The following is a 25,081-nucleotide window of genomic DNA, read 5'->3' as shown; positions in this document are numbered from 1 at the left end:
TTTTTTACACCTCTTTTTCTAATGCGAGTGTATGTTCTAATACCGGAAGTTCTGTTTGCTGTGCTGTTAATTCTTTTTTGTCGCGCAAGCTGAAAAATAGATTCAAAAAGATGGCGGTTAGGCTTCCGGTGATGGTGCCGTCACTGACCAGAATCCGGATCGGAGCGGGGAATTCAGCAAAAATCCCGGGGACCGTGCTGGCGCCGATGCCGAGTGCAATTGAGCATGCGATGGTCAGGAGGTGGTATTGATTTTTGAGATCCGCTGTGCTGAGCATTTTGACGCCGGAGGCAATCACCATGCCGAACATGACGACGGTCGCGCCGCCAAGTACAGCAGCAGGAACGGCAGAAGCAAGGGCGGCAATCTTCGGAATCAGTCCGAGACAGACAAGGATACAGCCTGCGGTAACGACGATGTTTCTTGTTTTCACTTTGGTCAGCTGCAATAAGCCGGCGTTTTGCGCAAAGGTATTATAAGGAAAGGCATTGAACAGCCCGCCGATGAGAATGGCGATTCCCTCCGCTCGATAGCCTTTGACGAGGTCTTTTTCAGTTAAAGATCTGCCGCATATCTTTCCGATTGCGTAAAAAACGCCGGTTGATTCCACAATTATGACGATTCCGACGATCAGCATCGTTAAGATCGGACCGATTTCAAACGTAGGGGCTCCGAAGTAAAAAGGCTTCGGGATTTGGAAGAACGGTGCTTCTGTAACAGAAGAAAAGCTGACTTTGCCCATGATCGCTGCTGCCGCTGTTCCGGCGGCGATGCCGATCAGAACGGACAGTGTTCGGGCAAATCCTTTGAGAAAGCGGTTGAGGACTAAAATCAGAACAAGAACACCGACAGAAAGAAGAAGGTTTTCGAGTGAACCGTATTCGGGGTTGGGGCTGCCGTTTATTTTTTCGCCGCCAGCCATATTTTTCACACCTGTCGGAACAAGTGAAAGGCCGATCAAGGTCACAACGGTACCTGTTACGACAGGAGGAAATAACACAGTCAGCTTGCCGAAAAAACGCGCAAACAAAAAGATGAATACACCGGCCGCGATGATGGAACCGTAAATCGCGTGAATGCCGTAATTGCTGCCGATTGCAATCATCGGGGTGACGGCCACAAATGAACTGCCAAGCATGACGGGAAGCCCGATGCCGATGTATGCTCCGCGCAAGGTTTGCAAAAGCGTCGCGACGCCGCACGTTAACAGGTCAATCGCCAATAGGTAGGACAGCTGTTCAGTTGTTACATTCAGGGCCCTGCCGACAAGCAGGGGCACCAAAATCGCACCTGCATACATGGCGAGCACATGCTGCAGGCCAAGCGTAAACACCGCAAACGATCTTTTTTTCACTATAGTCCCTCCTTGTATGTGAACTTTAGTAACATGATATCGTGCCGAAAGAGGGGTGTCATTGGATACAGTAGCCGAAAAAGACAGATGTGATTGCTGAAAGTGACGAAAAATGATTCATTTTGTAGGAAAATGTGACAAACGTTAGCTGATCAGCCGCTGCATACGTAAGGCAAGCCGCAAACGCATCGTTGTTTCAGGATCTTTTAAGCTTTTCCCCAGCAGCTCTTCGCATTTTTCAAGACGGTAGATGACCGTATTGCGATGAACGTACAGACGCTTTGCCGTCTCTGAAATTTGGCAGTGTGTCTCTAAATAGACGGAAAGCGTATGAAGCAGGCTTTGATCCTCCTGCTGTTTTTCAGCGAGGCTCTGAAGCGTGGAGTTGTAAAATTTCTTCAAATCCTCAACTGGGAGCAAGCGCAGAAGCTCAGGCACATCTTTGGCGTGATACACCTGGATAAATGCGGTGCTTCTTGACAAATGCCCAGATTGCAGAGCATCAGAAGCTTCTGTGAAAGCGTCGGGAACATCAATGAGCTTTTGGCAGATATTGCTGATGCCAAACGACACGGTTCGTTTAAATTGAGCGCTGACCTGTGTTTGGAACTGTTCTAAAAAGCTGATCACCGAGGCATGCATTTCACTCCAGCTGTCTGTCGCCTCGATTAGAATAATGCCGACATTTCCTTTCATAAAGAAGTGAGGCGGAAACGGGAAGGCTGATAGTTCACCTTCAAGAAATTCGAATACGCTGTCGGAAGCGAGCTGATTTTCTGTAAAGCTGATTGATTCATCATTCCGATCGAGTTTGCCGGCAATGCACATGTATTTTTGATCCCAGCGCAGCTTGAATTCTTTCGCCCGGTTTTTGATTTCGTCATCTGAAGAAAAGGACCGCTCAATAAAATTGTTGAAAAACTCATTTCGGGCCCGCCGGCTGAACTGTTTCAGCGCATTTTCCTTCAGCAATTCAAAGGAAATGACGTTGGCCGCTTGTTCAATAGTGAGGATCAATCCTTTATCGCCGGCCTGCACCATGTCCGGTATCAGCAGGTAGCCGCAGTTTTTTTCGTGATTATAAATAGGCAGGACAGAATATGTTTTCTGATCTGAGATTGTAGAGAAACAAGTGAAAAATGGCCCGGATACGGTATTCAGAGTGCCTTTCAGCTTTTCGGTCTCAACTGAAATCTGATGAGACGCAGACAGCATTTTGGCATGCTGGTCAAGCAGCAGCACGGGAAGCTGAAGGAGGTCTGACACCTTTTTGAGGAGGGATTGCAGCCCCTTGCCGCTCATAATGTGGTTTGTGAATTTTTTGTGCGCGTAAATGGCTTGCTGCAGCTCGTTAGAACGCATATCGAGAATATGGCTGAGTGTGGCATTCACAATATCGCCGAGTCGGATGTGTTCCGGAAGCTCAATGATTGGAAACGCATATGAATCGGCCAGTTCGATGATTTCCTTCGGGATATCTTCCAGATAGCGCTTTGTTTTAATGCCGAGGCCCGCGCAGCCGCGTTTTGCCATTTGCCGAATCAGTTCAGATAATTGATGCGGGTGATCCTTCAGGTGATAGGCGGTGGTGACGAGCAATTCATTCTTATGCAAAAAGTCTGCGATATCCGGAGCGTCCATCATATTGACATGCTGAACCTCTCTATCCCCTCCTGCTTTTCCAGCGATTAAATTGGCGTTTTCAAAAGCCGGTATTTTCATCACATCAAAAATATTCATAGCGCATTCTCCTTTTCTATAAAAACATTGGTTAAGGTGAATAATTTTCAATAGGAATTCTAGCGGTTTTGCTGATGTAATACGATCATAGTAGCAGTAAACTGTGGAAAATAGAACTGATTGTGTGACATAAACTGACATGAAAAATCATTATCCTTATATGGGGGGATCAATATGGCTTACGATATGGTGATAAAAGGTGCGAAGGCAGTTACGCCAGATGGCGTTATAGAAGCTGAGATTGCAGTTCAAAACGGTGTCATTGCCGAGATAGGTTCTGACATTGAAGCAAGCGGGACGGAAATCATCCAGGCAGACGGGAAATACGTGTTTCCTGGTGTGATAGACTGCCATGTTCATTTTAATGAACCGGGCAGGGAGGATTGGGAGGGGTTTGAAACAGGTTCTCAAATGATGGCCGCAGGCGGTTGCACCACCTATTTTGATATGCCGCTCAACTGTATTCCATCAACCGTGACGGCAGAGCATCTTCTCGCAAAAGCTGAGCTAGGCAGGCAAAAATCTGCCGTGGATTTTGCGCTATGGGGCGGCCTTGTGCCAGGCCATATCGAGGACATCCGTCCGATGGCTGAAGCGGGAGCGATCGGGTTTAAAGCGTTTTTATCAAAGTCAGGCACTGATGAGTTCCGCTCTGTTGATGAACGGACATTGCTCAAAGGCATGGCAGAAATCGCGGCTGCAGGAAAAATCCTCGCTCTCCACGCGGAAAGTGACGCGATCACAAGCTACTTGCAGATGGTTTTGGCCAATAAAGGAAAGGTGGACGCGGATGCGTACGCCGCCTCCCGCCCGGAGGAAGCAGAAGTTGAAGCGGTGTATCGCACGATTCAGTATGCGAAGGTGACAGGCTGTCCGGTTCATTTTGTCCATATCAGCACGGCGAAAGCGGTCCGGCTGATCAGAGAGGCGAAACAGGAAGGTCTTGATGTTTCGGTTGAAACATGTCCGCATTATGTCTTGTTCAGCCATGACGATTTACGGCAAAGGGGCTCTGTCGCAAAATGCGCGCCTCCGCTCCGGTCACGGCAATCAAAAGAGACGCTGATCGAGACGCTCATTGCCGGGGACATTGACATGGTTTCCTCAGACCATTCCCCCTGCCGTCCATCCTTGAAGCGGGAGGATAACATGTTTTTATCATGGGGCGGAATCAGCGGCGGGCAGTTCACTTTATTAGGAATGCTGGAACTGGCGCTTGAGCATCATATTCCGTTTGAAACCATCGCAGAATGGACAGCGGCGGCCCCTGCAAAACGATTCGGCCTTCAGAAAAAAGGGCGGCTTGAGGCGGGGTGTGATGCAGATTTCGTGCTCGTCAGCATGGAGCCGTACACTGTTACAAGAGAATCGATGTTTGCAAAGCATAAAAAAAGCATTTACGAAGGACATACATTTCCCTGCAGCATTTCGGCCACTTACAGCAAAGGCCGGTGCGTGTACAATGACGGGGAAAAAGTCACTGAAATTGACGGAGCTCTGGTCGTTCCTTCGTAAGCCCGGCGGATTTTACCGCCGGGTTTTTTGATTTCCGCCGTTCTAGTTTTTAAAATCTCATCAACGTGGTATCTTTTTTAAAAGGAGGCGGAGGCAATGGAACATGTTAAATACATACTTAAGCAATCTTGGTCGCGCCATACGAGCTCTAAATGGACGAAAGAATGCCCGGCATGCGGCCAATGCGGCGTGACGGCATTGGTGATTCAAGACCATTTCGGCGGCACGATTTTCAAAACAAAAGTCGGTGAGAGCTGGCATTTTTATAACAGCATCATGGGTGTGATGTACGATTTTACGAGTGAGCAGTTTCAGGCGCCTATTGAATATCAGCATATTCCTTCCTCAAGAGAAGAGGCGTTTTTAGATACGAATGAGGAACAATATCAGCATCTTCGTTCTGCATTTTCCCGCCATATGTACAGCATTTCCGAGGAAACCTGAAAACACGTGTGATAAACTGGAAGAGAGGTGAATGAGTGTGATTTATATCGGACTGACGGGGTGGGGGGATCATGACAGCATCTATCCGCCGAAAACGGCCAGCCAGAAAAAATTGCAGGCCTATTCCTCCCATTTTCCGATCGTGGAATTAGACGCGAGCTTTTACGCGATTCAGCCGGCGCGCAATAATGAAAAGTGGGTGAAGGAAACGCCCGAAACCTTCCAATTTATCGTGAAAGCATATCAAGGCATGACAGGGCATCAGCGCGGCGAAATTCCCTTTCACTCAAAAGAGGAGATGTTTGATGCGTTTAAGGTGTCTTTAACGCCATATTTACATAGCAATAAGCTCGCCATGGTGCTGTTTCAATTTCCGCCGTGGTTTGACTGCAAGAAGGAGAATGTCGCCTATTTGAGATGGTGCAAGCACCAAATGGGAGATATTCCTTGTGCGCTTGAATTCAGAAACCGTTCCTGGTTCTCGCCGCCATTTTATGAGCAGACGCTTTCATTTATGAAAGCGGAAGGCTGGATTCACAGTGTCTGTGATGAACCGCAAATCGGAGAAGGCAGCGTTCCGACTGTGTTGCGCGCGACCGATGAAAACAAAACGCTCGTCAGGTTTCACGGACGCAACAAGCAGGGCTGGATGAAGCCTGATGGCGGGAAAAACTGGCGTGAGGTCAGGTACTTATACCGCTACAACCAACAGGAGCTGGAGGATTGGAAAAAGCACCTGAATGAATTGCAGCAGCAATGTAAGGATGTTTTTGTCCTGTTCAACAACAATTCCGGCGGTGACGCCGCGGATAATGGCAAGCAAATGCTTGAACTGCTTGATATCGAGTACAGCGGACTTGCTCCGAGACAGCTCGATTTATTTTAGAAAAGAGGTTTTTATTGATGTCGTTTGTGATTTTGGTCGTACTGGGATTAATCGCAGGTACGGTAGGAAGTCTGATCGGGCTTGGCGGCGGAATTGTCATTGTGCCGTCTCTGATGTTTTTAAGCACAGTGACGCAGCTGTTTCAGGATGTGACGCCGCAGGTTGCGATTGGAACTTCGCTTTTGGTCATTATTTTTACGGGCCTTTCTTCAACTTTGGCTTATATTAAATATAAAACCGTTGATTATAAGAGCGGGCTCATTTTCTTTATCGGTTCGGGTCCCGGCAGCATGATCGGGGCTTACGTGTCAAAGCTGTTCAATTCAAACTCGTTTTCCGTTTGGTTTGGCATTTTTATGATTCTGATTTCATTATCCTTAATGCTGAAAGCGAAAGCCCGGCCGGTCAATAAAGCGCACAAAGGAATTATCCGGACATTTCAGGATGATGCCGGTGAGCCTTATACGTACTCATATCAGGCCTCTGTCGGTATTGCCATTGCCTTTGTTGTCGGTTTTTTAGGCGGACTTTTCGGTATAGGCGGCGGATCACTGATGGTTCCGGCGATGATGCTGTTATTTCTGTTTCCGCCGAAGGTTGCGGTGGCAACGTCCATGTTTATTATTTTCCTGTCTTCTATGACAGGGTCTGTTTCACATATGATTTCCGGGCACGTCAATTGGCTGTACGCCCTCGCGCTTGTGCCCGGCGCTTGGTTCGGCGGAAAGCTTGGCGCCGCCATCAACAGAAAAATGCAGACGAAAACGATCGTTATGATCATGCGGATCGTATTGATTTTGATCGGCTGCCAGCTCATTTTTGAAGGCATTTTCAGCTGAACGATTAGGGAGAGATATTATGAAGGAGAAGCTCCGCTTATATCATACAAATGATTTGCACAGCCATTTTGAAAACTGGCCGAAAATTGTAGATTATATAGAGCAGAAAAGAAAAGAGCATCAGTCAGATGGCGAAGAGACGCTCGTTTTTGATATTGGCGATCATCTTGATCGTTTTCAATTCGTGACAGAGGCGACATTCGGAAAAGCGAATGTCGATCTCTTAAACCGCCTTCACATTGATGGAGCGGCGATCGGAAATAACGAAGGGATTACGCTTCCGCATGAAGAGCTTGCTGCCTTATATGATCATGCTGAATTTCCTGTCATCGTCTCTAACCTGTTTGATAAAAATGGAAACCGTCCGTCCTGGGCGGTGCCTTACCATATCAAATCATTGAAAAACGGTATGTCCATTGCTTTCTTAGGTGTAACTGTGCCGTATTATCCTGTATATGACAAGCTGGGATGGACAGTAACGGATGCTCTTGAAAGCATAAAGGAAACCATTCAGGAAGTGAAAGGGCAGGCTGATATTATCGTTCTGCTGTCACATTTAGGCATTCTTGATGATCAAGCAGTGGCTGAAGTGGTGCCTGAGATTGATGTAATCCTCGAATCACATACCCATCATTTGCTTGAAGATGGACAAGTGGTGAATGGGGTACTGCTGGCCAGCGCCGAGAAATACGGGCATTATGTCGGCTGTGTAGAAATCACGGTGGACAGCGTACAGCGAAGCATCATCAGCAAAACGGCTTCTGTGCAGAACATGGCGGAATGGACAGGAGAATCCGCAGAAACAAAAGCGTTTCTCAATGAAAAAGAACGTGAAGCCGAGGCGAAGCTGTCCGATGCCGTTGCAGAGCTTGCACAAGATGCTGAGGTGAAGTGGTTTGAAGAATCAGAGCTGCCTTTGCTTTTGGCGTACGCCTTAAAGGAATGGTGCGAGACGGACATCAGTATGGTCAATTCAGGTGTCATTCTCGGTCCGCTAAAAGCAGGTCCTGTGACAAAGCTGGATCTGCACCGCATCTGTCCGCATCCGATCAACCCGGTGGCTGTCCGCCTGACGGGAGAAGAATTGAAGGAAACCATTGTCCATGCCGCTTCCGAACAAGTGGAGCAGCTCCGGATCAAAGGACTCGGCTTCCGCGGAGAAGTGATGGGGAAAATGGTGTATGCCGGCGTTGAGGTAGAAACGAAACGGCTCGATGACGGGATCACCCACGTCACCCGGATCACACTGAACGGGGAAGATATTGAAAAACATAAACAATACTCCGTTGCGGTGCTTGATATGTTTACGCTCGGCAAACTGTTTCCGTTGATTCGCGACGCTGCAGAAAAAGAATATTTTATGCCGGAATTTTTGCGGGATCTGCTTGCTTGGAAGCTTGCGCAATAAGGCAGTCAGCCCACAACAAGCTGTGCCCTTCATCATAAAGTGATGAATGAAGGGAGTGGTTGACGTGGTAAATCTGACACCGATCATGATAGAAGGACAGCCTTTTACAGCTGTGACAGTGAAACTTCCAAAAACGAATTTTATGGCCGTCACCAATGATCACGGATACATTATGTGCGGCGCGCTAGATGTGGCGCTGCTGAATGAAAAATTAAAGGAGCGCGGCATTGTGGCGGGTCGCGCAGTTGGTGTCCGCACCATTGACCAGCTGTTAGACGCACCTTTAGAATCCATCACGTACGCCGCAGAAGATCTTGGCATCAAAGTCGGCATGAGCGGCAGAGAAGCGCTTTTAAAAATGGTGAAATAAAATAAATTGGCCCCGGCTATTACTATGTCCCCTCTTACAAGCATACATTGTGATATGTAAGGGGGGATTTTCTTGCCAAGATATCGCGGCCCTTTTCGCAAGAGAGGACCTTTGCCTTTCCGTTACGTGATGCTCCTGTCAGTTGTCTTTTTTATCCTGTCAACAACGGTCAGCCTTTGGATGATCAATGGCTCGATCAAACCTGTTTTAATGGACATCGGCGAGATGGAAACGAAGCGTATAGCGACAGAGGTGATCCAGGATTCGATTGAGGACTATATGTCTGACAGTGAAAATATGAAAGATATGTTTCAAATGAATTCTGATGAAAACGGAAACTTAACGACAATCGATTTTAATACACAGGTTGTAAACAGTGTGAAAACAAAAGTGACAAAGCAGCTTCAGGCTCATTTGAAAGAGATGGAAACCCATACCGGACACAGCGGCGCCAGTGAAAACATTATGATCAACATTCCGCTGGGACAGGTAACCGGCAACAGCCTTCTTGGAAACCTCGGGCCGAAAATCCCGGTCCGGTTCAATTTAATCGGTGACGCTTTTACAGATGTCAAAACTAAGATCAAGCCGTATGGCATAAATAACGCACTTATTGATATCAGCATCTTTGTCGAAATTAAAGTGAAGGTCATCATTCCATTTGCCAGCAAAACCGCTGTCGTCACAAATAATGTTCCTGTATCGATTAAAGCAGTGCAGGGCGAAGTGCCGCAGTTTTATAATGGAAGCGGCGGCTCGGGTGTCACGCCTTCTGTCCAGCTCCCGAGCAGCAAAGAAGAAGACGGTGCTGATTCAAAAAAAGAAAAAAGCAGCAAATAAGCCGCCTGTCGAAGAGGCGGCTTTTTGTTACTTCTTTTTTTGGTATTCATATCGCTCCCACGCCCTCAAATGCGGGTATGGATCAAATGACCATTCGGTTCTTCCGTTATCTTTGTACATGCCATAGTGCAGATGCGGCGGGAACTTCCCGGCGGTTCCCGGCGGGCCGTATCCGGAGCTGCCGACTGATCCGATCACTTGGCCAGGCTCAACGATTTGTCCTGTTTTAATCCCTTTGGCAAACCCATTGAGATGGGCAAAATAATGATACGTATTGTTAATGTCCCTGATGCCGATTCTCCATCCTCCGAAGCGGTTCCAGCCCTTCATTTCAACTACACCGTAACATGTGGATTTGACAGGAAGGCCGTAATGGGCAAAGATATCCGTACCTTCATGAATCCGCCTTCCTCCGAAGCCGCGGGCATCTCCCCACGTGCTTCGATAGCTGTAATCGGTTCTGATCGGAAGCGGGAATGCATGCTCGCCCAGATCAATATGGCCGTAGGCTTTAAACAGCTTCATGAATTCAGATATGATCCCCACTGTCTGATCACGCCGGTAATAATTCCAAAGCCCGATCCGGATGTTGTCTTCATCTGTGCCATACGACAGTAAGTATTGGCTGAACGTATACAAAATATCTTCATCGTTGCTGACCTCGGCTTTCCCGTCTCCATCGCCATCCATTCCGATTCCGTCAAACACTTTAATGCTTAACGGCGCATCATCTTTCGGATTCGGGTTTTCAGGCCCGCTCCAGATGTCATCGGGTATATAGATGCTGATGATTCCCGCCTTGTCAGGCAGATCTTTCCGGTTGCTCCGCACGTTTTCTTCGTACTGATCAACAGCGGCGAGCGCATACCAAGGGATCTGCGTCACAGCTTCGATTTTATGATATAATTCCATCCGTTTCGACAGCACTGGATCTGAAAGCTTTGTTCCAGACGCAGAAGGCTCAAATGCAAACAAAAGGAGAAGAAGAGCGGATAACAAAACTTTCACAAAATAATCTCCTTTCATATTGAATACACATAGTTTGCGGCAACCCGGCTTAAAAATGTCAGTAATCATCTTCCCTTGTCGAGAAATTTTTCCTATGTTAAAGTGTCTAAAGAAAAGACTTTCTTTAGTTAGAAAAACATTATTTTTGTTGCAGAACTAAAACCTGCACCTTTCTCGTTTTCAGAATGTTTCGTGTCAGAAATTGAGTATATTGGATATTGGAGATGATGGGAATTGGCAAAGAAAGACGAACACCTCAGAAAGCCCGAATGGCTTAAAATTAAATTAAATACAAATGAAAACTATACAGGGCTCAAAAAGCTCATGCGGGAAAACAACCTTCATACCGTATGCGAAGAAGCAAAATGTCCGAATATTCATGAATGCTGGGCGGTCAGACGTACAGCGACATTTATGATTTTAGGTTCTGTTTGTACAAGAGCATGCCGTTTCTGTGCTGTCAAAACAGGCCTTCCAACTGAGCTTGACCTGCAAGAGCCGGAACGCGTAGCGGATTCAGTCGCGCTTATGAATCTGAAGCACGCGGTTATTACGGCTGTTGCGCGTGACGATCAGAAAGATGGCGGGGCAGGCATTTTCGCGGAAACGGTCCGTGCGATCCGCAGAAAAAGCCCTTTCACAACAATTGAGGTGCTGCCGTCTGATATGGGCGGAAACTACGATAACCTAAAAACCTTAATGGATACACGCCCAGACATCCTGAATCACAATATCGAAACGGTTCGCCGCCTGACGCCAAGAGTCCGCGCGCGTGCGACGTACGACCGTTCATTGGAATTTTTGCGCCGTGCGAAGGAAATGCAGCCTGACATTCCGACAAAATCAAGTATCATGATCGGACTCGGCGAAACAAAAGAAGAGATTATTGAAGTAATGGACGACCTCTTGGCGAACAACGTGGATATTATGGCAATCGGCCAATATCTGCAGCCGACGAAGAAACACTTGAAAGTCCAAAAATACTACCATCCTGATGAATTTGCAGAATTAAAAGAAATCGCGATGCAAAAAGGCTTCAGCCATTGTGAAGCCGGTCCGCTTGTCCGTTCCTCTTACCATGCGGATGAACAAGTAAACGAAGCATCTAAAAAGCGTCAAGCACAAGCATAATGCCAAAACGCCAGATCATCTGGCGTTTTTGTCATTCCTATCGATTTTCATGTCCTGACGCGTTTCTCCATTGGCATTTTCATTCTCTGAGACAGGGCTTCCTTGCGGGGAGGTTTTCATTTCTTGAATCGTCCCTGACATGATCTCTCTGATATCTCTTGAACCAGAGCCGAGATTGCTGTAATTTTCGACGGACTGCATATGGTTTGGATTATCGGAAATATACACATGATAGTATCGCGGTATCACGGAAGCCGCTGTTTTTTTCACCTGATCGGCGGTCAGCTCCCGGTTTTTAGAATCGGTTTTGTATACGACAAGCGCTTCTCGGTCAGTCACCAATGTCGCAGCATCTTGAATATGAGGGAGCTGAACCGTTAAACTTGATATCATGTGAGCGGTTTCTTCCCGGTTCATCACCGGCGTTTTCTGCTGGTCTCCGTCAAATTGTTCTTTTTGATAGCGGACATAGCCAAATTGTTCGTTCTCATTATGCCTGTTAAAAGCCTCGTTGCGGTCCGACACATGAATGGGTTTGGTTTGATTCTGCGTCTGATTCCGGACATTTTGGGCATTATCCAATCCTGCGCCTCCGCACCCGGATAAAAGTCCGGTCAGCAGGCAGAGGCTGACAGCGGTTCGTTTCATTTATAAATCCCTCCTCATGTGTAGGGTAGCCAAATCGCATGATTTATTCTTTAGCAATTGATGGGGACGGGGCAATGAATTATGATAGGAATGAGTGAAAAAGAGGTGAGATTCATGATTCTTATTCAAAATGCCGAATTTGAATTGGTGCACAATTTCAAAGACGGCTTCAACGAAGAGGCTTTTAAAGCCCGCTACTCCGATATATTAAATAAATACGATTATATTGTGGGAGACTGGGGATACGGTCAGTTAAGGCTCAAGGGCTTCTTTGACGACCAGAATCAAAAGGCAACCTTCGAAACGAAAATCAGCACATTAGATGAATATATTTACGAATACTGCAATTTCGGCTGTGCGTATTTTGTCTTGAAACGGATCAGAAAATAAATATACACAAAGGGGATGCTGTCATGTATTTTGTTGACAGAAGCAAAATCGAGAAAACACTAGGATTCTTCGAGCACCAGCTGGCGCTATTTGACTCACAAACAGACTGGCAGTCTGAAATCGGGGGATTGGCACTTCAGCGTATAGGCCATCTGTTAATCGAATGCATTTTGGATACAGGCAATGACATGATTGACGGCTTTATTATGCGGGACCCGGGCAGCTATGACGACATTATGGATATACTTGTTGATGAGAAAGTTGTCACGGAAAAAGAGGGTGCTGAGCTCAAAAAATTGATCGCCTACCGCAAAACGTTGGTTCAACAGTATCTGCTCGCTGACAGCGGCGAGCTTTACAGGCTGATCAAGGCGCATCAAACAGCTCTTCAGGACTTCCCGAAACGGATCAGAAGCTATTTGGAAACAGAGCTAGGACCTGTTTCCGCGTTTAAATAACAACTGGAAAGCCACAGGAGTGTTGGATATGAAAACATATAAAGGGTATTTAATTGATTTAGACGGAACGATGTACAATGGCACGGAAAAAATCGAGGAAGCGTGTGGATTTGTCAGAACGCTGAAAGATCGCGGCGTTCCTTATCTTTTCGTGACAAACAACTCTTCGCGCACACCGAAGCAGGTAGCGGACAAGCTCGTGTCTTTTGATATTCCGGCAACAGAAGAGCAGGTCTTCACGACCAGCATGGCAACTGCCCAGCACATTGCACAGCAGAAAAAAGACGCGTCTGTGTATGTGATTGGGGAGGAAGGAATCCGCCAGGCGATTGAAGAAAACGGCCTGACATTTGGCGGAGAAAACGCGGACTTTGTCGTTGTTGGCATCGACCGTTCCATTACATACGAAAAATTTGCTGTCGGCTGCCTGGCAATCAGAAATGGTGCCCGCTTTATTTCCACTAATGGAGATATTGCGATTCCGACTGAAAGAGGGCTTCTGCCGGGAAACGGCTCACTGACATCGGTGTTAACCGTATCTACAGGTGTACAGCCTGTATTTATCGGCAAGCCGGAATCAATTATTATGGAGCAGGCGATGCGCGTTCTCGGCACAGATGTGTCTGAAACACTCATGGTTGGCGACAACTACGCCACTGATATTATGGCCGGCATTAACGCGGGTATGGATACGCTGCTCGTTCACACAGGCGTAACGAAAAGAGAACATATGACAGACGATATGGAAAAACCGACTCACGCCATTGACTCTCTGACTGAATGGATTCCATACATTTGAAAAAAGGGCACCCAAAAAAGGTACCCTTACAGATTGATGACAAAATCCTAAAACGTTTTCGTTTTAGGATTTTGTCATCTTTTCAGCGTGATTGAAAACCTTTGAAGTCTAGGAAGGCCGAGCACCGGAGCACAGCGAATGTTGAAATTCGTGAGCACCGAAGCGCAGGCCTGACAACGAATGCGAGGGTTTGTCGACACGCTGAAAGGGCACCCTAAAAGGGTGCCCTTATTCTGTATGCCGCGCGCGGTGTGCAAGTCTGCTTGAAGCCGCGGCGGAAATCGCTCCGACGATGTCATCTAAAAAGGTATGGCATTCACCGGTTGATTTATCATTCAATCGTTTAAGGATTCCGGGTTTTTCTTTGTCGATGTAACCGTAGTTCGTAAACCCGATCGATCCGTAAATGTTCACAATGGAAAATGCCAGAACTTCATCTACTCCATATAGGCTTTCATCTATTTCCAGCATCGTTTGCAGCGGTTCAGACAGTTTTTTCTGCTCAGCAAGAACATCCAATTCAATGCCCGTTAAAATCGCGTTTTGCACCTCGCGTTTTGCGAGAACACGATTGACGTTCAGCGTGCATTCATCAATGGTTAAATCCGGATGATATTTTTTCTGCAGAAAAAAGACAAGCTCGGCAATGTCTGATACCTCAACGCCGCGCTCCTTCATCCGTGCTCTTGCTTTAGCTTCCATCTGACTGAATTGTTCGTTTTCTGACATCAGCTTCACCCAATCTTTTTTACTAGTTTATACAAAATGCTTGAGAAGTTTACGACTTTTTCTTGCGCCTTCTTCGGATTAAAATATGTATTCATAATTCCGGCTGTGTATGACTACGATGTGATGAGCCCTAATTCAACAGGCAGGTGATCATGGTGAAAGGTACAATAAAAGAAAAATACGGCATTCACATCAGGCAGCTTTCCATGTACCAGCACACATATCAATGCTTTCAGACGCCTAATTCATACTTTCTGATTGTTCCCGTTTCCCAATTCTCAGAAACAGAGCTGGCGGAGCTTTATTACATGAGTCAGTATTTACAAGAACAAAGTGACCCATACGTCTCGGTTTTTATCTTTACAAAAGAAGGTGAGCTGACATTTGAACATGAGGGAAAAACGTACGCTCTGCTGAAGGCGGCCCCCCCTTATTCAAACAGGGCGTTCTCCATTGGAGCGGAGCTGGCGGAATTTCACCGAAAAGGCCGAGGATATCCGTATGAGGTGAAGGCAGCCGGAAGAATCGGCCAGTGGAAGGATCTGTGGGGAAAACGAATTGATCAGTTGGAAGCATTTTGGCAGAGAAAGGTTCAGACCCCTCCGCATGAGCCATTCGATAAAAAAATGATCGAATCATTTCCATATTATTTAGGACTGTCAGAAAACGCGATACAATATTTAGTGGACACTGAGCTGGATGACAAGCCCCAAGCCGCTGATTCAGGAACGATATGCCATCAGCGGATGGAAAGGCATACATGGTCACCGGAATCATTGATCAGGATTCCGGCGGATTGGGTGTTTGACCACGCTTCCCGTGATTTGGCTGAATATATGAGGCATACGTTTTTGCATCACAGACAAGATTTTAATCAGCAGGGCTTTCTCTTTTTACAGGAATACGAGCAAGTCACACCGCTGTCTTCGTTTTCGAAACGCCTTTTATACAGCCGTCTGCTTTTCCCGCTTCATTATTTTGAAATCGTAGAAAGCTATTACATGTCATCAGAATCAGAAAAGCATTATTTTGAAGAACAGCTTGACTTCATTCTTAATGACTGTGGGCGTTATGAACAATTTCTCAATACAGCGCAGGAATTCATGAATATGCGGGCGCAGAAGCTGTTTGTTCCACGCGTCAGCTGGCTTGGCAAAGGCAGCTCAGGGTGAGGAGAAAATCTGACAAAAATAATTAGAAAATAAAGAATCTTGTCATATCAATGTGTTAAGCGTTTACATTCACAAAATTCAGCCTAACGCTGTCTTGTCAAAACAGGAGCGGGCTTATATAATGTTTGTAACTTATATGTCTGTGTTGAGTTAACAATTGTCTTTTTCGAGAGGACAATCAAAAGAAAGGTGGAGTTTTTTTGAAAGCGATTCGTGTAGGGCTTTTAGGTTTAGGTACCGTCGGAAGCGGTGTCGTTAAAATTATTCAAGACCATCAGGATAAGCTTATGCATCAGGTCGGCTGTCCGGTTACGATAAAAAAAGTGCTTGTAAAAGATATAGAGAAAAAGAGAGAAGTAGATTTGCCGAAGGAAGTGCTCACGACAGAAGTGTATGATGTCATTGATGATCCAGATGTTGATGTCGTCATCGAGGTGATCGGCGGCGTTGAACAGACAAAACAATATTTGGTCGACGCGCTGAGATCGAAAAAGCATGTTGTCACAGCAAACAAGGACTTAATGGCTGTGTACGGCTCCGAACTGCTTGCCGAAGCGAAGGAAAATGGATGCGATATCTACTTTGAAGCCAGTGTTGCCGGCGGGATTCCGATTCTGCGCACGTTAGAGGAAGGCCTCTCATCAGATCGAATTACAAAAATGATGGGAATTGTGAACGGCACAACAAACTTTATCTTAACAAAAATGATCAAAGAGAAAAGCCCATACGAGGAAGTGCTCAAGGAAGCGCAGGATCTCGGTTTTGCCGAAGCTGATCCGACTTCTGACGTGGAAGGGCTTGACGCCGCACGGAAAATGGCGATATTGGCGCGCCTCGGCTTCTCGATGAACGTGGATCTGGAAGACGTCAAAGTAAAGGGGATCTCCCAAATTACAGACGAGGACATCAGCTTCAGCAAACGCCTCGGCTATACAATGAAGCTGATCGGGATTGCTCAGCGTGACGGCAGCAAAATCGAGGTCAGCGTACAGCCGACACTGCTTCCTGACCACCATCCGCTTTCTGCTGTTCATAATGAGTTTAACGCCGTTTATGTATACGGCGAGGCTGTCGGTGAGACGATGTTCTACGGGCCGGGAGCCGGAAGCATGCCGACAGCGACATCCGTTGTTTCTGACCTCGTCGCTGTCATGAAAAATATGCGCCTTGGTGTAACAGGCAACAGCTTTGTCGGACCGCAATATGAGAAAAACATGAAATCGCCGTCTGACATTTATGCACAGCAGTTTTTAAGAATTCATGTAAAAGATGAGGTTGGTTCATTCTCGAAAATTACATCTGTGTTCTCAGAGCGGGGCGTGAGCTTTGAAAAAATCCTTCAGCTGCCAATTAAAGGCCATGATGAGTTAGCTGAAATCGTAATTGTCACACATCATACATCAGAAGCTGATTTCAGTGATATTCTGCAAAACCTAAATGATTTGGAAGTCGTTCAAGAAGTCAAAAGCACATATCGTGTAGAAGGGAACGGTTGGAGCTAATGTGGAAAGGACTTATCCATCAATATAAAGAATTTTTACCTGTAACAGATCAAACACCGGCGCTGACTTTACATGAAGGAAACACACCACTTATTCACCTGCCGAAGCTGTCTGAGCAGCTCGGAATTGAGCTTCATGTCAAAACGGAAGGCGTCAATCCTACGGGATCATTTAAAGATCGCGGAATGGTTATGGCTGTGGCAAAGGCAAAAGAAGAAGGCAATGACACGATTATGTGCGCGTCAACAGGTAACACTTCCGCTGCTGCGGCAGCATATGCAGCCCGTGCTAACATGAAATGCATTGTCATCATCCCGAACGGAAAAATTGCATTTGGAAAACTCGCTCAAGCTGTCATGTACGGAGCCGAGATTATCGCAATTGACGGAAACTTTGACGATGCGCTTAAAATTGTCCGTTCCATCTGTGAGAAATCACCGATTGCCCTTGTCAACTCAGTCAACCCTTACCGCATTGAAGGCCAAAAAACTGCTGCCTTCGAAGTGTGCGAACAGCTGGGGGAAGCGCCTGATGTTTTAGCGATCCCGGTCGGAAACGCGGGAAACATCACTGCGTACTGGAAGGGCTTCAAGGAATATCATGAGAAAAACGGCACAGGCCTTCCGAAAATGCGCGGCTTTGAAGCTGAGGGTGCGGCGGCAATCGTGCGCAATGAAGTGATTGAAAATCCTGAAACAATAGCGACAGCCATTCGTATCGGAAACCCGGCAAGCTGGGACAAAGCTGTAAAAGCAGCCGAGGAATCCAATGGGAAAATTGACGAAGTCACTGATGATGAAATCCTTCACGCATATCAGCTGATCGCCCGTGTAGAAGGCGTGTTTGCAGAACCAGGTTCTTGCGCGTCTATCGCAGGAGTGCTGAAACAGGTGAAATCCGGAGAAATTCCGAAAGGCAGCAAGGTCGTAGCTGTGTTAACAGGAAACGGACTGAAAGATCCGAACACAGCGGTCGACATTTCAGAAATCAAGCCTGTCACTTTGCCGACTGATGAAGACAGCATCCTTGAATATGTAAAAGGAGCGGCCCGTGTATGAACGAAGCCGACATGCTGTTCTCTGTCACTGTTCCCGGAAGCACAGCTAACCTAGGCCCCGGCTTTGATTCAGTCGGAATGGCGCTCAGCAGATATTTGAAGCTGACCGTCTTTGAAAGCGACAAATGGTCTTTTGAGGCTGAAACAGAAACAGTCGCCGGAATTCCGGCGGGTACAGATAATCTGATCTATCAAGTGGCTAAACGGACCGCAGATTTGTACGGAAAAGAAATGCCTCCTGTCCATGTGAAGGTGTGGAGCGACATCCCGCTTGCACGCGGCCTTGGCAGCAGCGCCGCGGCGATTGTAGCGGCCATTGAACTGGCTGATGAATTATGCGGCTTAAAGCTGTCTGAAGCGGACAAGCTGCATTTAGCCAGTCTAGAAGAAGGACACCCGGACAATGCTGGCGCTTCTCTCGTCGGCGGACTTGTGATCGGCCTGCATGAGGATGACGAGACCCAAATGATCCGCGTCCCGAATGCTGACATTGACGTAGTCGTTGTCATTCCTTTTTACGAAGTGCTGACAAGAGACGCGAGAGACGTGCTTCCGAAGGAGTTTCCATATGCCGATGCCGTAAAAGCAAGTGCTGTCAGCAATATCCTCATTGCTGCGATCATGTCCAAGGACTGGCCGCTTGTCGGGAAAATCATGAAGAAGGATATGTTCCATCAGCCGTACCGGGCGATGCTTGTGCCTGAGCTGTCAAAAGTAGAGCACGTCGCCGAGATGAAGGGCGCATATGGAACGGCTCTCAGCGGAGCAGGCCCGACGATTCTCGTCATGACCGAAAAAGGAAAGGGAGAAGAGCTAAAAGAACAGCTCGCGCTTCATTTCCCTCATTGTGAAGTAGACGCTTTGACCGTTCCGAAAGAGGGAAGTATAATAGAGCGAAATCCTTTATATCAAGTAAAAAGTGTATAAATCATGCCAAGCGTTCCTCAGCGTCAGCCGAGGGCGCTTTTTTTTGCTGAAGATAAAGGAGTTTTTATTTAGAAAAACGAAATACATGTAAAAAGGAGGAGATGAATATGAAAAAGCTGATAACCGCAGACGACATCACTGCGATTGTCTCTGTGACCGATCCTCAATACGCCCCAGACGGCACCCGTGTCGCATATGTAAAATCACAAGTGAATCAAGAGAAAGATTCGTATACATCAAATATATGGATCTATGAAACGAAAACGGGCGGGTCTGTTCCTTGGACACATGGAGAAAAGCGAAGCACCGACCCAAGATGGTCTCCAGACGGGCGCACGCTTGCCTTTATTTCTGATCGAGAAGGCGATGCGGCACAGCTGTATATGATGAGCGCTGAAGGCGGAGAAGCGAGAAAACTGACTGATATCCCGTATGGCGTGTCAAAGCCAATATGGTCCCCGGATGGCGAATCGATTCTGGTCACTGTCAGTTTGGGAGAGGGAGAAAGCATTGATGACCGAGAAAAAACGGAGCAGGACAGCTATGAACCTGTTGAAGTGCAAAGCCTCTCCTACAAACGGGACGGCAAAGGGCTGACGAGAGGTGCGTATGCCCAGCTTGTGCTTGTCAGCGTAAAGTCGGGTGAGATGAAGGAGCTGACAAGTCACAAAGCTGATCATGGTGATCCTGCTTTTTCTCCTGACGGCAAATGGCTTGTTTTCTCAGCTAATTTAACTGAAACAGATGATGCCAGCAAGCCGCATGATGTTTACATGATGTCACTGGAGTCTGGAGATCTTAAGCAGGTTACACCTCATCGCGGCTCATTCGGATCAAGCTCATTTTCACCAGACGGAAGGTATCTTGCTTTGCTTGGAAATGAAAAGGAATATCAGAATGCAACGCTCGAAAAGGCATGGCTTTATGATATTGAACATGACCGCCTCACATGTCTGACTGAAATGCTAGACGTACACTTAGCGGATGCACTGATTGGTGATTCATTGATCGGTGGTGCCGAACAGCGCCCGGTTTGGACAAAGGACAGCCAAGGGTTTTATGTCATCGGCACAGATCAAGGCAGTACGGGCATCTATTATATTTCGATTGAAGGCCTTGTGTATCCGATTCGTCTGGAAAAAGAGTACATCAATAGCTTTTCTCTTTCACCTGATGAACAGCACTTTATTGCCAGTGTGACAAAGCCGGACAGACCGAGTGAGCTCTACAGTATCCCGCTTGGACAGGAAGAGAAACAGCTGACTGGCGCGAATGACAAGTTTGTCAGTGAGCATACGATATCAATACCTGAAGAGATCCAATATGCTACAGAAGACGGCGTGACGGTGAACGGCTGGCTGATGAAGCCTGCACAAATGGAAGGTCAGACAACATATCCACTTATTCTCAACATACACGGCGGTCCGCATATGATGTACGGGCATACATATTTTCATGAGTTTCAGGTGCTGGCGGCGAAAGGATACGCGGTCGTTTATATCAATCCGAGAGGAAGCCACGGCTACGGACAGGAATTTGTGAATGCGGTCAGAGGAGATTATGGAGGAAAGGATTATGACGATGTGATGCAAGCTGTGGATGAGGCTATCAAACGAGATCCGCATATTGATCCTAAGCGGCTCGGTGTCACAGGCGGAAGCTACGGAGGTTTTATGACCAACTGGATCGTCGGGCAGACGAACCGCTTTAAAGCTGCCGTCACCCAGCGCTCGATATCAAATTGGATCAGCTTTCACGGCGTCAGTGATATCGGCTTTTTCTTTACAGACTGGCAGCTTGGGCATGACATGTTTGAGGACACAGAAAAGCTCTGGGACCGGTCTCCTTTAAAATACGCAGCAAACGTGGAGACACCGCTTTTGATTCTGCATGGCGAGCGGGATGACCGCTGCCCGATCGAGCAGGCGGAGCAGCTGTTTATCGCTCTGAAAAAAATGGGCAAGGAAACCATGCTTGTCCGTTTTCCGAATGCATCGCACAATTTATCACGCACCGGACACCCAAGACAGCGGATCAAGCGCCTGAATTATATCAGCTCATGGTTTGATCAACATCTCTAATAAAAAAGCCAGGCTGATCAAATATCAGCCTGGCTGCTTTATTAAAAAACTTGTTCTACTTCAACGACACCCGGCACTTCTTCTAGAAGAGCGCGCTCAATTCCGGCTTTCAGCGTAATTGTTGAACTTGGGCAGCTGCCGCATGCGCCTAGAAGACGAAGCTTAACGATACCTTCATCTACGTCTACAAGCTCACAGTCACCGCCGTCACGAAGTAAAAACGGACGAAGTTTGTCCAGTACTTCCTGCACCTGTTCTTTCATTTCAACTTCAGTCATGACATTCGCTCCTTTCGTCGTCATAAAACCATTATATTCAGTGTAACAATAAAAATCTATTGTTTGGTTTGCAAAGTTGCTCTCCCTATTATAGCACATTCAGACTTCAACACAAAAACGGTTTTTTTCTATAAAAACGTCCTTTGGCTCTGTATACTTAAAAGAAAAGACTTACATAGGAGAAGGGGGCGTTTACAAGTGATGAAACCAGTCATGCTCAGCGTATACGGGGCAGAAACCGTTTGTGCGAGCTGTGTAAATATGCCGACAGCCAAGGATACATACGAGTGGCTTGAGGCTGCGCTGAAAAGAAAATATCCAAATCAGCCTTTTGAGATGCAGTACATCGATATTCATGAGCCGCCTGACAATGAACATGCGAAAGAGCTTGCGGAAAAAATCAGAAATGACGAGTATTTTTATCCGCTTGTGCTCGTAGAAGACAAAATTGTCGGTGAAGGCAATCCAAAATTAAAAGACGTTTATGAGGAAATGGAGAAGCATGGGTATACAGAAAACCGCTGACTTGATCAGCGGTTCTTCTCTATCATTAACCGTTATGGTGTTTATACATCCACAGCAAGCCGGATTTCAGCATACGCGGAACACGGCCGATCAGCGGACGGTCAGCAACAAGCCCGAAGCCGGCTTTTTTTCCGAGTGAACCGAGGACGCCTTTCAGCTTAAACTGAGGCATTGATTCAGGCAGGGCTTCTCCATTCCAGCGTTTTTGCAAGATTTGGACAATCTGCTCTGCTTGAGCCTCTGCCAGTTGGGCGCTCGGTGCATGAGGAAGGCTGGCGCAATCGCCGACAACGTACAGATGTTCATCACCTGGAAGATTGTGATGAGGCGTTAATACAATACGCCCTTGTGCGTCCTTCTCCACATCTAAGTCTCTGACGACTTTGTTTGGCTGGATGCCGGCTGTCCACACGATGGCGTCTGCAGAAATCGGATCATCGTGGTTATACACAACGCCTTCTTCTACTTTTGTGATATTTGCCCTGTTAATAATGCGGACACCGTGCTCTTCGAACCATTTTTGCACATATTTGCTTAAACGCTCGGGAAAGCTTGATAAAATGAGATTACCGCGGTCGAACAAAATAATGTTCAGGTCATCACGGCTTTCTCTCAATTCACTTGCAAGCTCAACGCCGCTTAAGCCCGCTCCGACAATGGCGACGGTGGCATTAGCGCTCAGATTATTCAGCTTTTGGTAGGTTTCGCGGGACTGATCGATGGTTTGAATACTGTAGGTGAATTCAGGCGCTCCCGGCACGTTGTGATATTTATCCTCACAGCCGAGCCCGATTACGGCGTCATCGTAAGAAATCGGTTCACGATCTTGGAACAGCACTTGTTTTTGTACAATATCAATTGATGTGATATCACCGTATTGGACATCCAGGCGAGGGTGCTCTGGGAATGACACTCTGATATGATGGTCAGAAATTGTGCCTGCGGCAAGGGCATAATATTCTGTTTTCAAGCAGTGATAAGGATTTCTGTCAATTAACGTGATTGAAACATCATCAGGCAGCTGGTTTGGCAATAAGCGATGAAGAACACGCATGTTCCCGTAACCTCCGCCGATCAAGACCAATTTTTTCATTTGAATTCCCCTTTAATCCGAAGAGTATGATAGACACATTGAAGAAAATACGAACTATGTAAAATAACATCTAGAATTATATCGAATTTGATCTAAAATCACAATAATAGTTTCAAAATAACCTACAATTTAGCCTGAAAACACAAATTAGTAAAACGTTATTTGAGAAATAATATGTTACGATAATAAATTTTGAATCATCCGTTGTCTTTGACGAATAGTAAAAAATTCGCGATAATGGACATATGTGAGGTGAAACCGCATGAATCCAATGATTGAATTTTGTGTCAGCAATCTGGCTCACGGCTCTCAGGAAGCCCGGGCGATTTTGGAGAAGGATCCCAACCTTGATGTCCTTGAATATGGCTGCTTAAGCTACTGCGGGACATGCATGGAATCGCTTTTCGCTCTGGTAAACGGAGAAGTCGTCATGGGTGAAACGCCTGCCGAGCTTGTTGAGAATATATATACCTTTATTGAAGAAAATCCAATGTTTTAAAGAAAAGGGCCTGGACAGGCCCTTTTTTTATTTTGCCGTACAAAAGAACTAAAAAAATGTGTAGACATCAAAAAATATTATTGTTATCGTATAAAAGATATTTTTTTAAATAAAATTTAAGAGGTGTACGAGTATTCATGAATGTTCTGTGGGGGCTGCTGGGCGCAGTTGCGATCATTGCTATCGCGTTTTTATTTTCAGAAAAGAAAAGCAATATTAAGATAAGAACCGTCATCGTTGGTTTATGCACACAGGTGGCGTTTGGATACATCGTGTTGAAATGGGAAGCGGGACGCGCTGTTTTTTTATGGTTTTCAAGCCGTGTACAGCTTCTGATTGACTATGCGAATGAAGGCATCAGTTTTATTTTTGGACCGCTTCTAAAGGTCGGAGACAGTCCGGCATTTGCATTAAGTGTACTGCCCGTTATCATTTTCTTCTCAGCACTGATTGCAGTTTTATATCATTTGAAAATCATGCAGCTCGTTTTCCGTGTCATTGGCGGCGGATTGTCGAAGCTCCTTGGAACAAGCAAAACGGAATCTCTGGCGGCTGCTGCCAATATTTTTGTAGGACAATCAGAATCTCCGTTAGTGATCAAACCTCTGATTGCTGGGCTGACGCGCTCTGAGTTGTTTACGATTATGACGAGCGGTCTATCGGCAGTTGCGGGATCTACCTTGTTTGGGTACGCGCTACTCGGTATTCCGATTGAATACTTGCTGGCGGCCAGCTTTATGGCTGCTCCAGCTGGACTAGTCTTTGGTAAATTGATTATACCCGAAACGGAAAAAACGCAAACCGTAAAAAGCGATTTCAAAATGGATGAAGGTGAAGGCGCAGCCAATGTCATTGACGCAGCTGCAAAGGGAGCGTCAACAGGACTGCAAATTGCGTTAAACGTTGGGGCGATGCTGCTTGCGTTTGTTGCGTTAATCGCTGTAGTAAACGGTATTCTCGGCGGGGCTTTCGGCTTGTTCGGTTTAAAAGGCGTAACATTAGAATCCATTCTCGGCTATGTGTTTTCTCCTATCGCCTTTTTGATTGGCGTGCCCTGGCATGAAGCATTGCAGGCGGGAAGCTATATCGGCCAGAAATTGGTGCTGAATGAGTTTGTCGCTTATTCTAACTTCGGTCCGCACATCGGCGAGTTTTCTAAGAAAACTGCTACCATTATCAGTTTCGCGTTATGCGGATTCGCCAATTTTTCATCAATTGCGATTATGCTTGGTACGCTTGGCGGTTTAGCACCCAGCCGCCGTTCAGATATCGCACGTCTCGGCCTGAAGGCTGTTCTTGCAGGAACATTAGCCAATCTGCTCAGCGCAGCCATTGCCGGCATGTTTATATAAACGATAAAAGCTCCTTGCGTCAGTGCAAGGAGCTTT

26 protein-coding genes are annotated in these 25,081 nt (G+C 46.6%); 19 read left to right on the top strand and 7 right to left on the bottom strand.

What is annotated here, in order from left to right:
• Positions 1 to 4 precede the first annotated feature (4 nt).
• Positions 5 to 1,354: a uric acid permease PucJ gene (pucJ, locus tag MHH79_RS16650; protein WP_340034732.1), complete on the bottom strand. Its 1,350-nt coding sequence runs from the start codon at positions 1,352 to 1,354 to the stop codon at positions 5 to 7.
• A gap of 144 nt (positions 1,355 to 1,498) precedes the next feature.
• Complete coding sequence (gene pucR, locus MHH79_RS16645; RefSeq protein WP_100505783.1) at positions 1,499 to 3,094, bottom strand: purine catabolism transcriptional regulator PucR; 1,596 nt, start codon at positions 3,092 to 3,094, stop codon at positions 1,499 to 1,501.
• A gap of 174 nt (positions 3,095 to 3,268) precedes the next feature.
• Between pucR and MHH79_RS16640 the strand changes: the two genes are divergently transcribed.
• From MHH79_RS16640 to yunB, 7 genes are all read left to right on the top strand, one after another.
• The gene (locus tag MHH79_RS16640; protein WP_251217601.1) at positions 3,269 to 4,609 is read left to right on the top strand and encodes an allantoinase; all 1,341 of its coding nucleotides are present in this window, start codon (positions 3,269 to 3,271) and stop codon (positions 4,607 to 4,609) included.
• 96 nt (positions 4,610 to 4,705) lie between these two features.
• Entirely contained in the window at positions 4,706 to 5,053 is a 348-nt protein-coding gene (locus MHH79_RS16635; RefSeq protein WP_100505781.1) for a hypothetical protein, read from the top strand.
• A gap of 37 nt (positions 5,054 to 5,090) precedes the next feature.
• A complete protein-coding gene (locus MHH79_RS16630) occupies positions 5,091 to 5,939 on the top strand; it encodes a DUF72 domain-containing protein (protein ID WP_100506064.1) in 849 nt (282 codons plus the stop codon).
• A gap of 17 nt (positions 5,940 to 5,956) precedes the next feature.
• Positions 5,957 to 6,778: a sulfite exporter TauE/SafE family protein gene (locus tag MHH79_RS16625; protein ID WP_100505780.1), complete on the top strand. Its 822-nt coding sequence runs from the start codon at positions 5,957 to 5,959 to the stop codon at positions 6,776 to 6,778.
• Positions 6,779 to 6,797: 19 nt separating this feature from the next.
• Entirely contained in the window at positions 6,798 to 8,186 is a 1,389-nt protein-coding gene (locus MHH79_RS16620; protein ID WP_100505779.1) for a bifunctional UDP-sugar hydrolase/5'-nucleotidase, read from the top strand.
• A gap of 64 nt (positions 8,187 to 8,250) precedes the next feature.
• Positions 8,251 to 8,556 carry a YunC family protein gene (locus MHH79_RS16615; RefSeq protein WP_014477885.1) on the top strand — a complete coding sequence of 102 codons (306 nt, stop codon included), beginning with the start codon at positions 8,251 to 8,253 and terminating at the stop codon, positions 8,554 to 8,556.
• 72 nt (positions 8,557 to 8,628) lie between these two features.
• Entirely contained in the window at positions 8,629 to 9,396 is a 768-nt protein-coding gene (gene yunB / locus MHH79_RS16610) for a sporulation protein YunB (RefSeq protein ID WP_015483652.1), read from the top strand.
• Positions 9,397 to 9,423: 27 nt separating this feature from the next.
• On the opposite strand, the gene lytH is transcribed toward yunB, so the two are convergent.
• Positions 9,424 to 10,404 carry an L-Ala--D-Glu endopeptidase gene (lytH, locus tag MHH79_RS16605; protein WP_015483651.1) on the bottom strand — a complete coding sequence of 327 codons (981 nt, stop codon included), beginning with the start codon at positions 10,402 to 10,404 and terminating at the stop codon, positions 9,424 to 9,426.
• Positions 10,405 to 10,638: 234 nt separating this feature from the next.
• Here lytH and lipA point away from each other — a divergent pair, with 234 nt between their 5' ends.
• Positions 10,639 to 11,535: a lipoyl synthase gene (gene lipA / locus MHH79_RS16600; protein WP_003222888.1), complete on the top strand. Its 897-nt coding sequence runs from the start codon at positions 10,639 to 10,641 to the stop codon at positions 11,533 to 11,535.
• A gap of 15 nt (positions 11,536 to 11,550) precedes the next feature.
• Here lipA and MHH79_RS16595 read toward each other — a convergent pair whose 3' ends face one another.
• A complete protein-coding gene (locus MHH79_RS16595; RefSeq protein ID WP_021480537.1) occupies positions 11,551 to 12,183 on the bottom strand; it encodes a YhcN/YlaJ family sporulation lipoprotein in 633 nt (210 codons plus the stop codon).
• 114 nt (positions 12,184 to 12,297) lie between these two features.
• Here MHH79_RS16595 and MHH79_RS16590 point away from each other — a divergent pair, with 114 nt between their 5' ends.
• From MHH79_RS16590 to nucF, 3 genes are read left to right on the top strand one after another with little or no spacing between them, the layout of a single operon-like run.
• Positions 12,298 to 12,573, top strand: coding sequence for a YutD family protein (locus MHH79_RS16590; RefSeq protein ID WP_003228682.1), 276 nt, complete (start codon positions 12,298 to 12,300; stop codon positions 12,571 to 12,573).
• 23 nt (positions 12,574 to 12,596) lie between these two features.
• Entirely contained in the window at positions 12,597 to 13,031 is a 435-nt protein-coding gene (locus tag MHH79_RS16585; protein WP_015384552.1) for a DUF86 domain-containing protein, read from the top strand.
• Positions 13,032 to 13,059: 28 nt separating this feature from the next.
• Positions 13,060 to 13,830, top strand: coding sequence for a 5' nucleotidase NucF (gene nucF, locus MHH79_RS16580; protein ID WP_100505778.1), 771 nt, complete (start codon positions 13,060 to 13,062; stop codon positions 13,828 to 13,830).
• A gap of 228 nt (positions 13,831 to 14,058) precedes the next feature.
• Here the strand turns inward: nucF and MHH79_RS16575 are convergent, their stop codons facing one another.
• Positions 14,059 to 14,559, bottom strand: a complete 501-nt coding sequence (locus MHH79_RS16575) for a phosphatidylglycerophosphatase A (protein WP_003243814.1) — start codon at positions 14,557 to 14,559, stop codon at positions 14,059 to 14,061.
• Positions 14,560 to 14,711: 152 nt separating this feature from the next.
• Between MHH79_RS16575 and cotNH the strand changes: the two genes are divergently transcribed.
• The 5 genes from cotNH to MHH79_RS16550 all read left to right on the top strand — a co-directional run bounded on the left by cotNH (position 14,712) and on the right by MHH79_RS16550 (position 21,298).
• On the top strand, positions 14,712 to 15,731 hold the full coding sequence (gene cotNH / locus MHH79_RS16570; protein ID WP_029318468.1) for a spore coat-associated protein CotNH: 1,020 nt from the start codon (positions 14,712 to 14,714) through the stop codon (positions 15,729 to 15,731).
• Positions 15,732 to 15,931: 200 nt separating this feature from the next.
• A complete protein-coding gene (locus tag MHH79_RS16565) occupies positions 15,932 to 17,233 on the top strand; it encodes a homoserine dehydrogenase (RefSeq protein ID WP_014477878.1) in 1,302 nt (433 codons plus the stop codon).
• Positions 17,233 to 18,291, top strand: coding sequence for a threonine synthase (gene thrC / locus MHH79_RS16560; protein WP_003228697.1), 1,059 nt, complete (start codon positions 17,233 to 17,235; stop codon positions 18,289 to 18,291). Before MHH79_RS16565 ends, thrC begins: the two co-directional genes overlap by 1 nt.
• Positions 18,288 to 19,217: a homoserine kinase gene (thrB, locus tag MHH79_RS16555; protein WP_003228699.1), complete on the top strand. Its 930-nt coding sequence runs from the start codon at positions 18,288 to 18,290 to the stop codon at positions 19,215 to 19,217. Before thrC ends, thrB begins: the two co-directional genes overlap by 4 nt.
• 107 nt (positions 19,218 to 19,324) lie before the next feature.
• Positions 19,325 to 21,298 carry a S9 family peptidase gene (locus MHH79_RS16550; RefSeq protein WP_340034730.1) on the top strand — a complete coding sequence of 658 codons (1,974 nt, stop codon included), beginning with the start codon at positions 19,325 to 19,327 and terminating at the stop codon, positions 21,296 to 21,298.
• A 41-nt stretch (positions 21,299 to 21,339) separates the two neighbouring features.
• On the opposite strand, the gene MHH79_RS16545 is transcribed toward MHH79_RS16550, so the two are convergent.
• On the bottom strand, positions 21,340 to 21,675 hold the full coding sequence (locus MHH79_RS16545; protein ID WP_010886606.1) for a NifU family protein: 336 nt from the start codon (positions 21,673 to 21,675) through the stop codon (positions 21,340 to 21,342).
• Positions 21,676 to 21,774: 99 nt separating this feature from the next.
• On the opposite strand from MHH79_RS16545, the gene MHH79_RS16540 reads away from it, so the two are divergent.
• On the top strand, positions 21,775 to 22,101 hold the full coding sequence (locus tag MHH79_RS16540; RefSeq protein WP_021480530.1) for a YuzD family protein: 327 nt from the start codon (positions 21,775 to 21,777) through the stop codon (positions 22,099 to 22,101).
• Positions 22,102 to 22,126: 25 nt separating this feature from the next.
• Here the strand turns inward: MHH79_RS16540 and MHH79_RS16535 are convergent, their stop codons facing one another.
• Positions 22,127 to 23,194, bottom strand: a complete 1,068-nt coding sequence (locus MHH79_RS16535) for an NAD(P)/FAD-dependent oxidoreductase (protein ID WP_003228707.1) — start codon at positions 23,192 to 23,194, stop codon at positions 22,127 to 22,129.
• Positions 23,195 to 23,456: 262 nt separating this feature from the next.
• Between MHH79_RS16535 and MHH79_RS16530 the strand changes: the two genes are divergently transcribed.
• Positions 23,457 to 23,693 carry a YuzB family protein gene (locus MHH79_RS16530; RefSeq protein ID WP_003222913.1) on the top strand — a complete coding sequence of 79 codons (237 nt, stop codon included), beginning with the start codon at positions 23,457 to 23,459 and terminating at the stop codon, positions 23,691 to 23,693.
• A 137-nt stretch (positions 23,694 to 23,830) separates the two neighbouring features.
• Positions 23,831 to 25,045 (top strand): NupC/NupG family nucleoside CNT transporter, encoded by a 1,215-nt coding sequence (locus tag MHH79_RS16525; RefSeq protein ID WP_003228710.1) that lies wholly within the window; start codon positions 23,831 to 23,833, stop codon positions 25,043 to 25,045.
• Positions 25,046 to 25,081 lie beyond the last annotated feature (36 nt).

The organism is Bacillus sp. FSL K6-0993 (genome assembly GCF_037977205.1).
Taxonomy (GTDB): Bacteria; Bacillota; Bacilli; order Bacillales; family Bacillaceae; genus Bacillus; species Bacillus subtilis.
The sequence above is the reverse complement of the archived record's forward strand: the minus strand, read 5'-3'. Positions and strand labels throughout refer to the sequence as shown.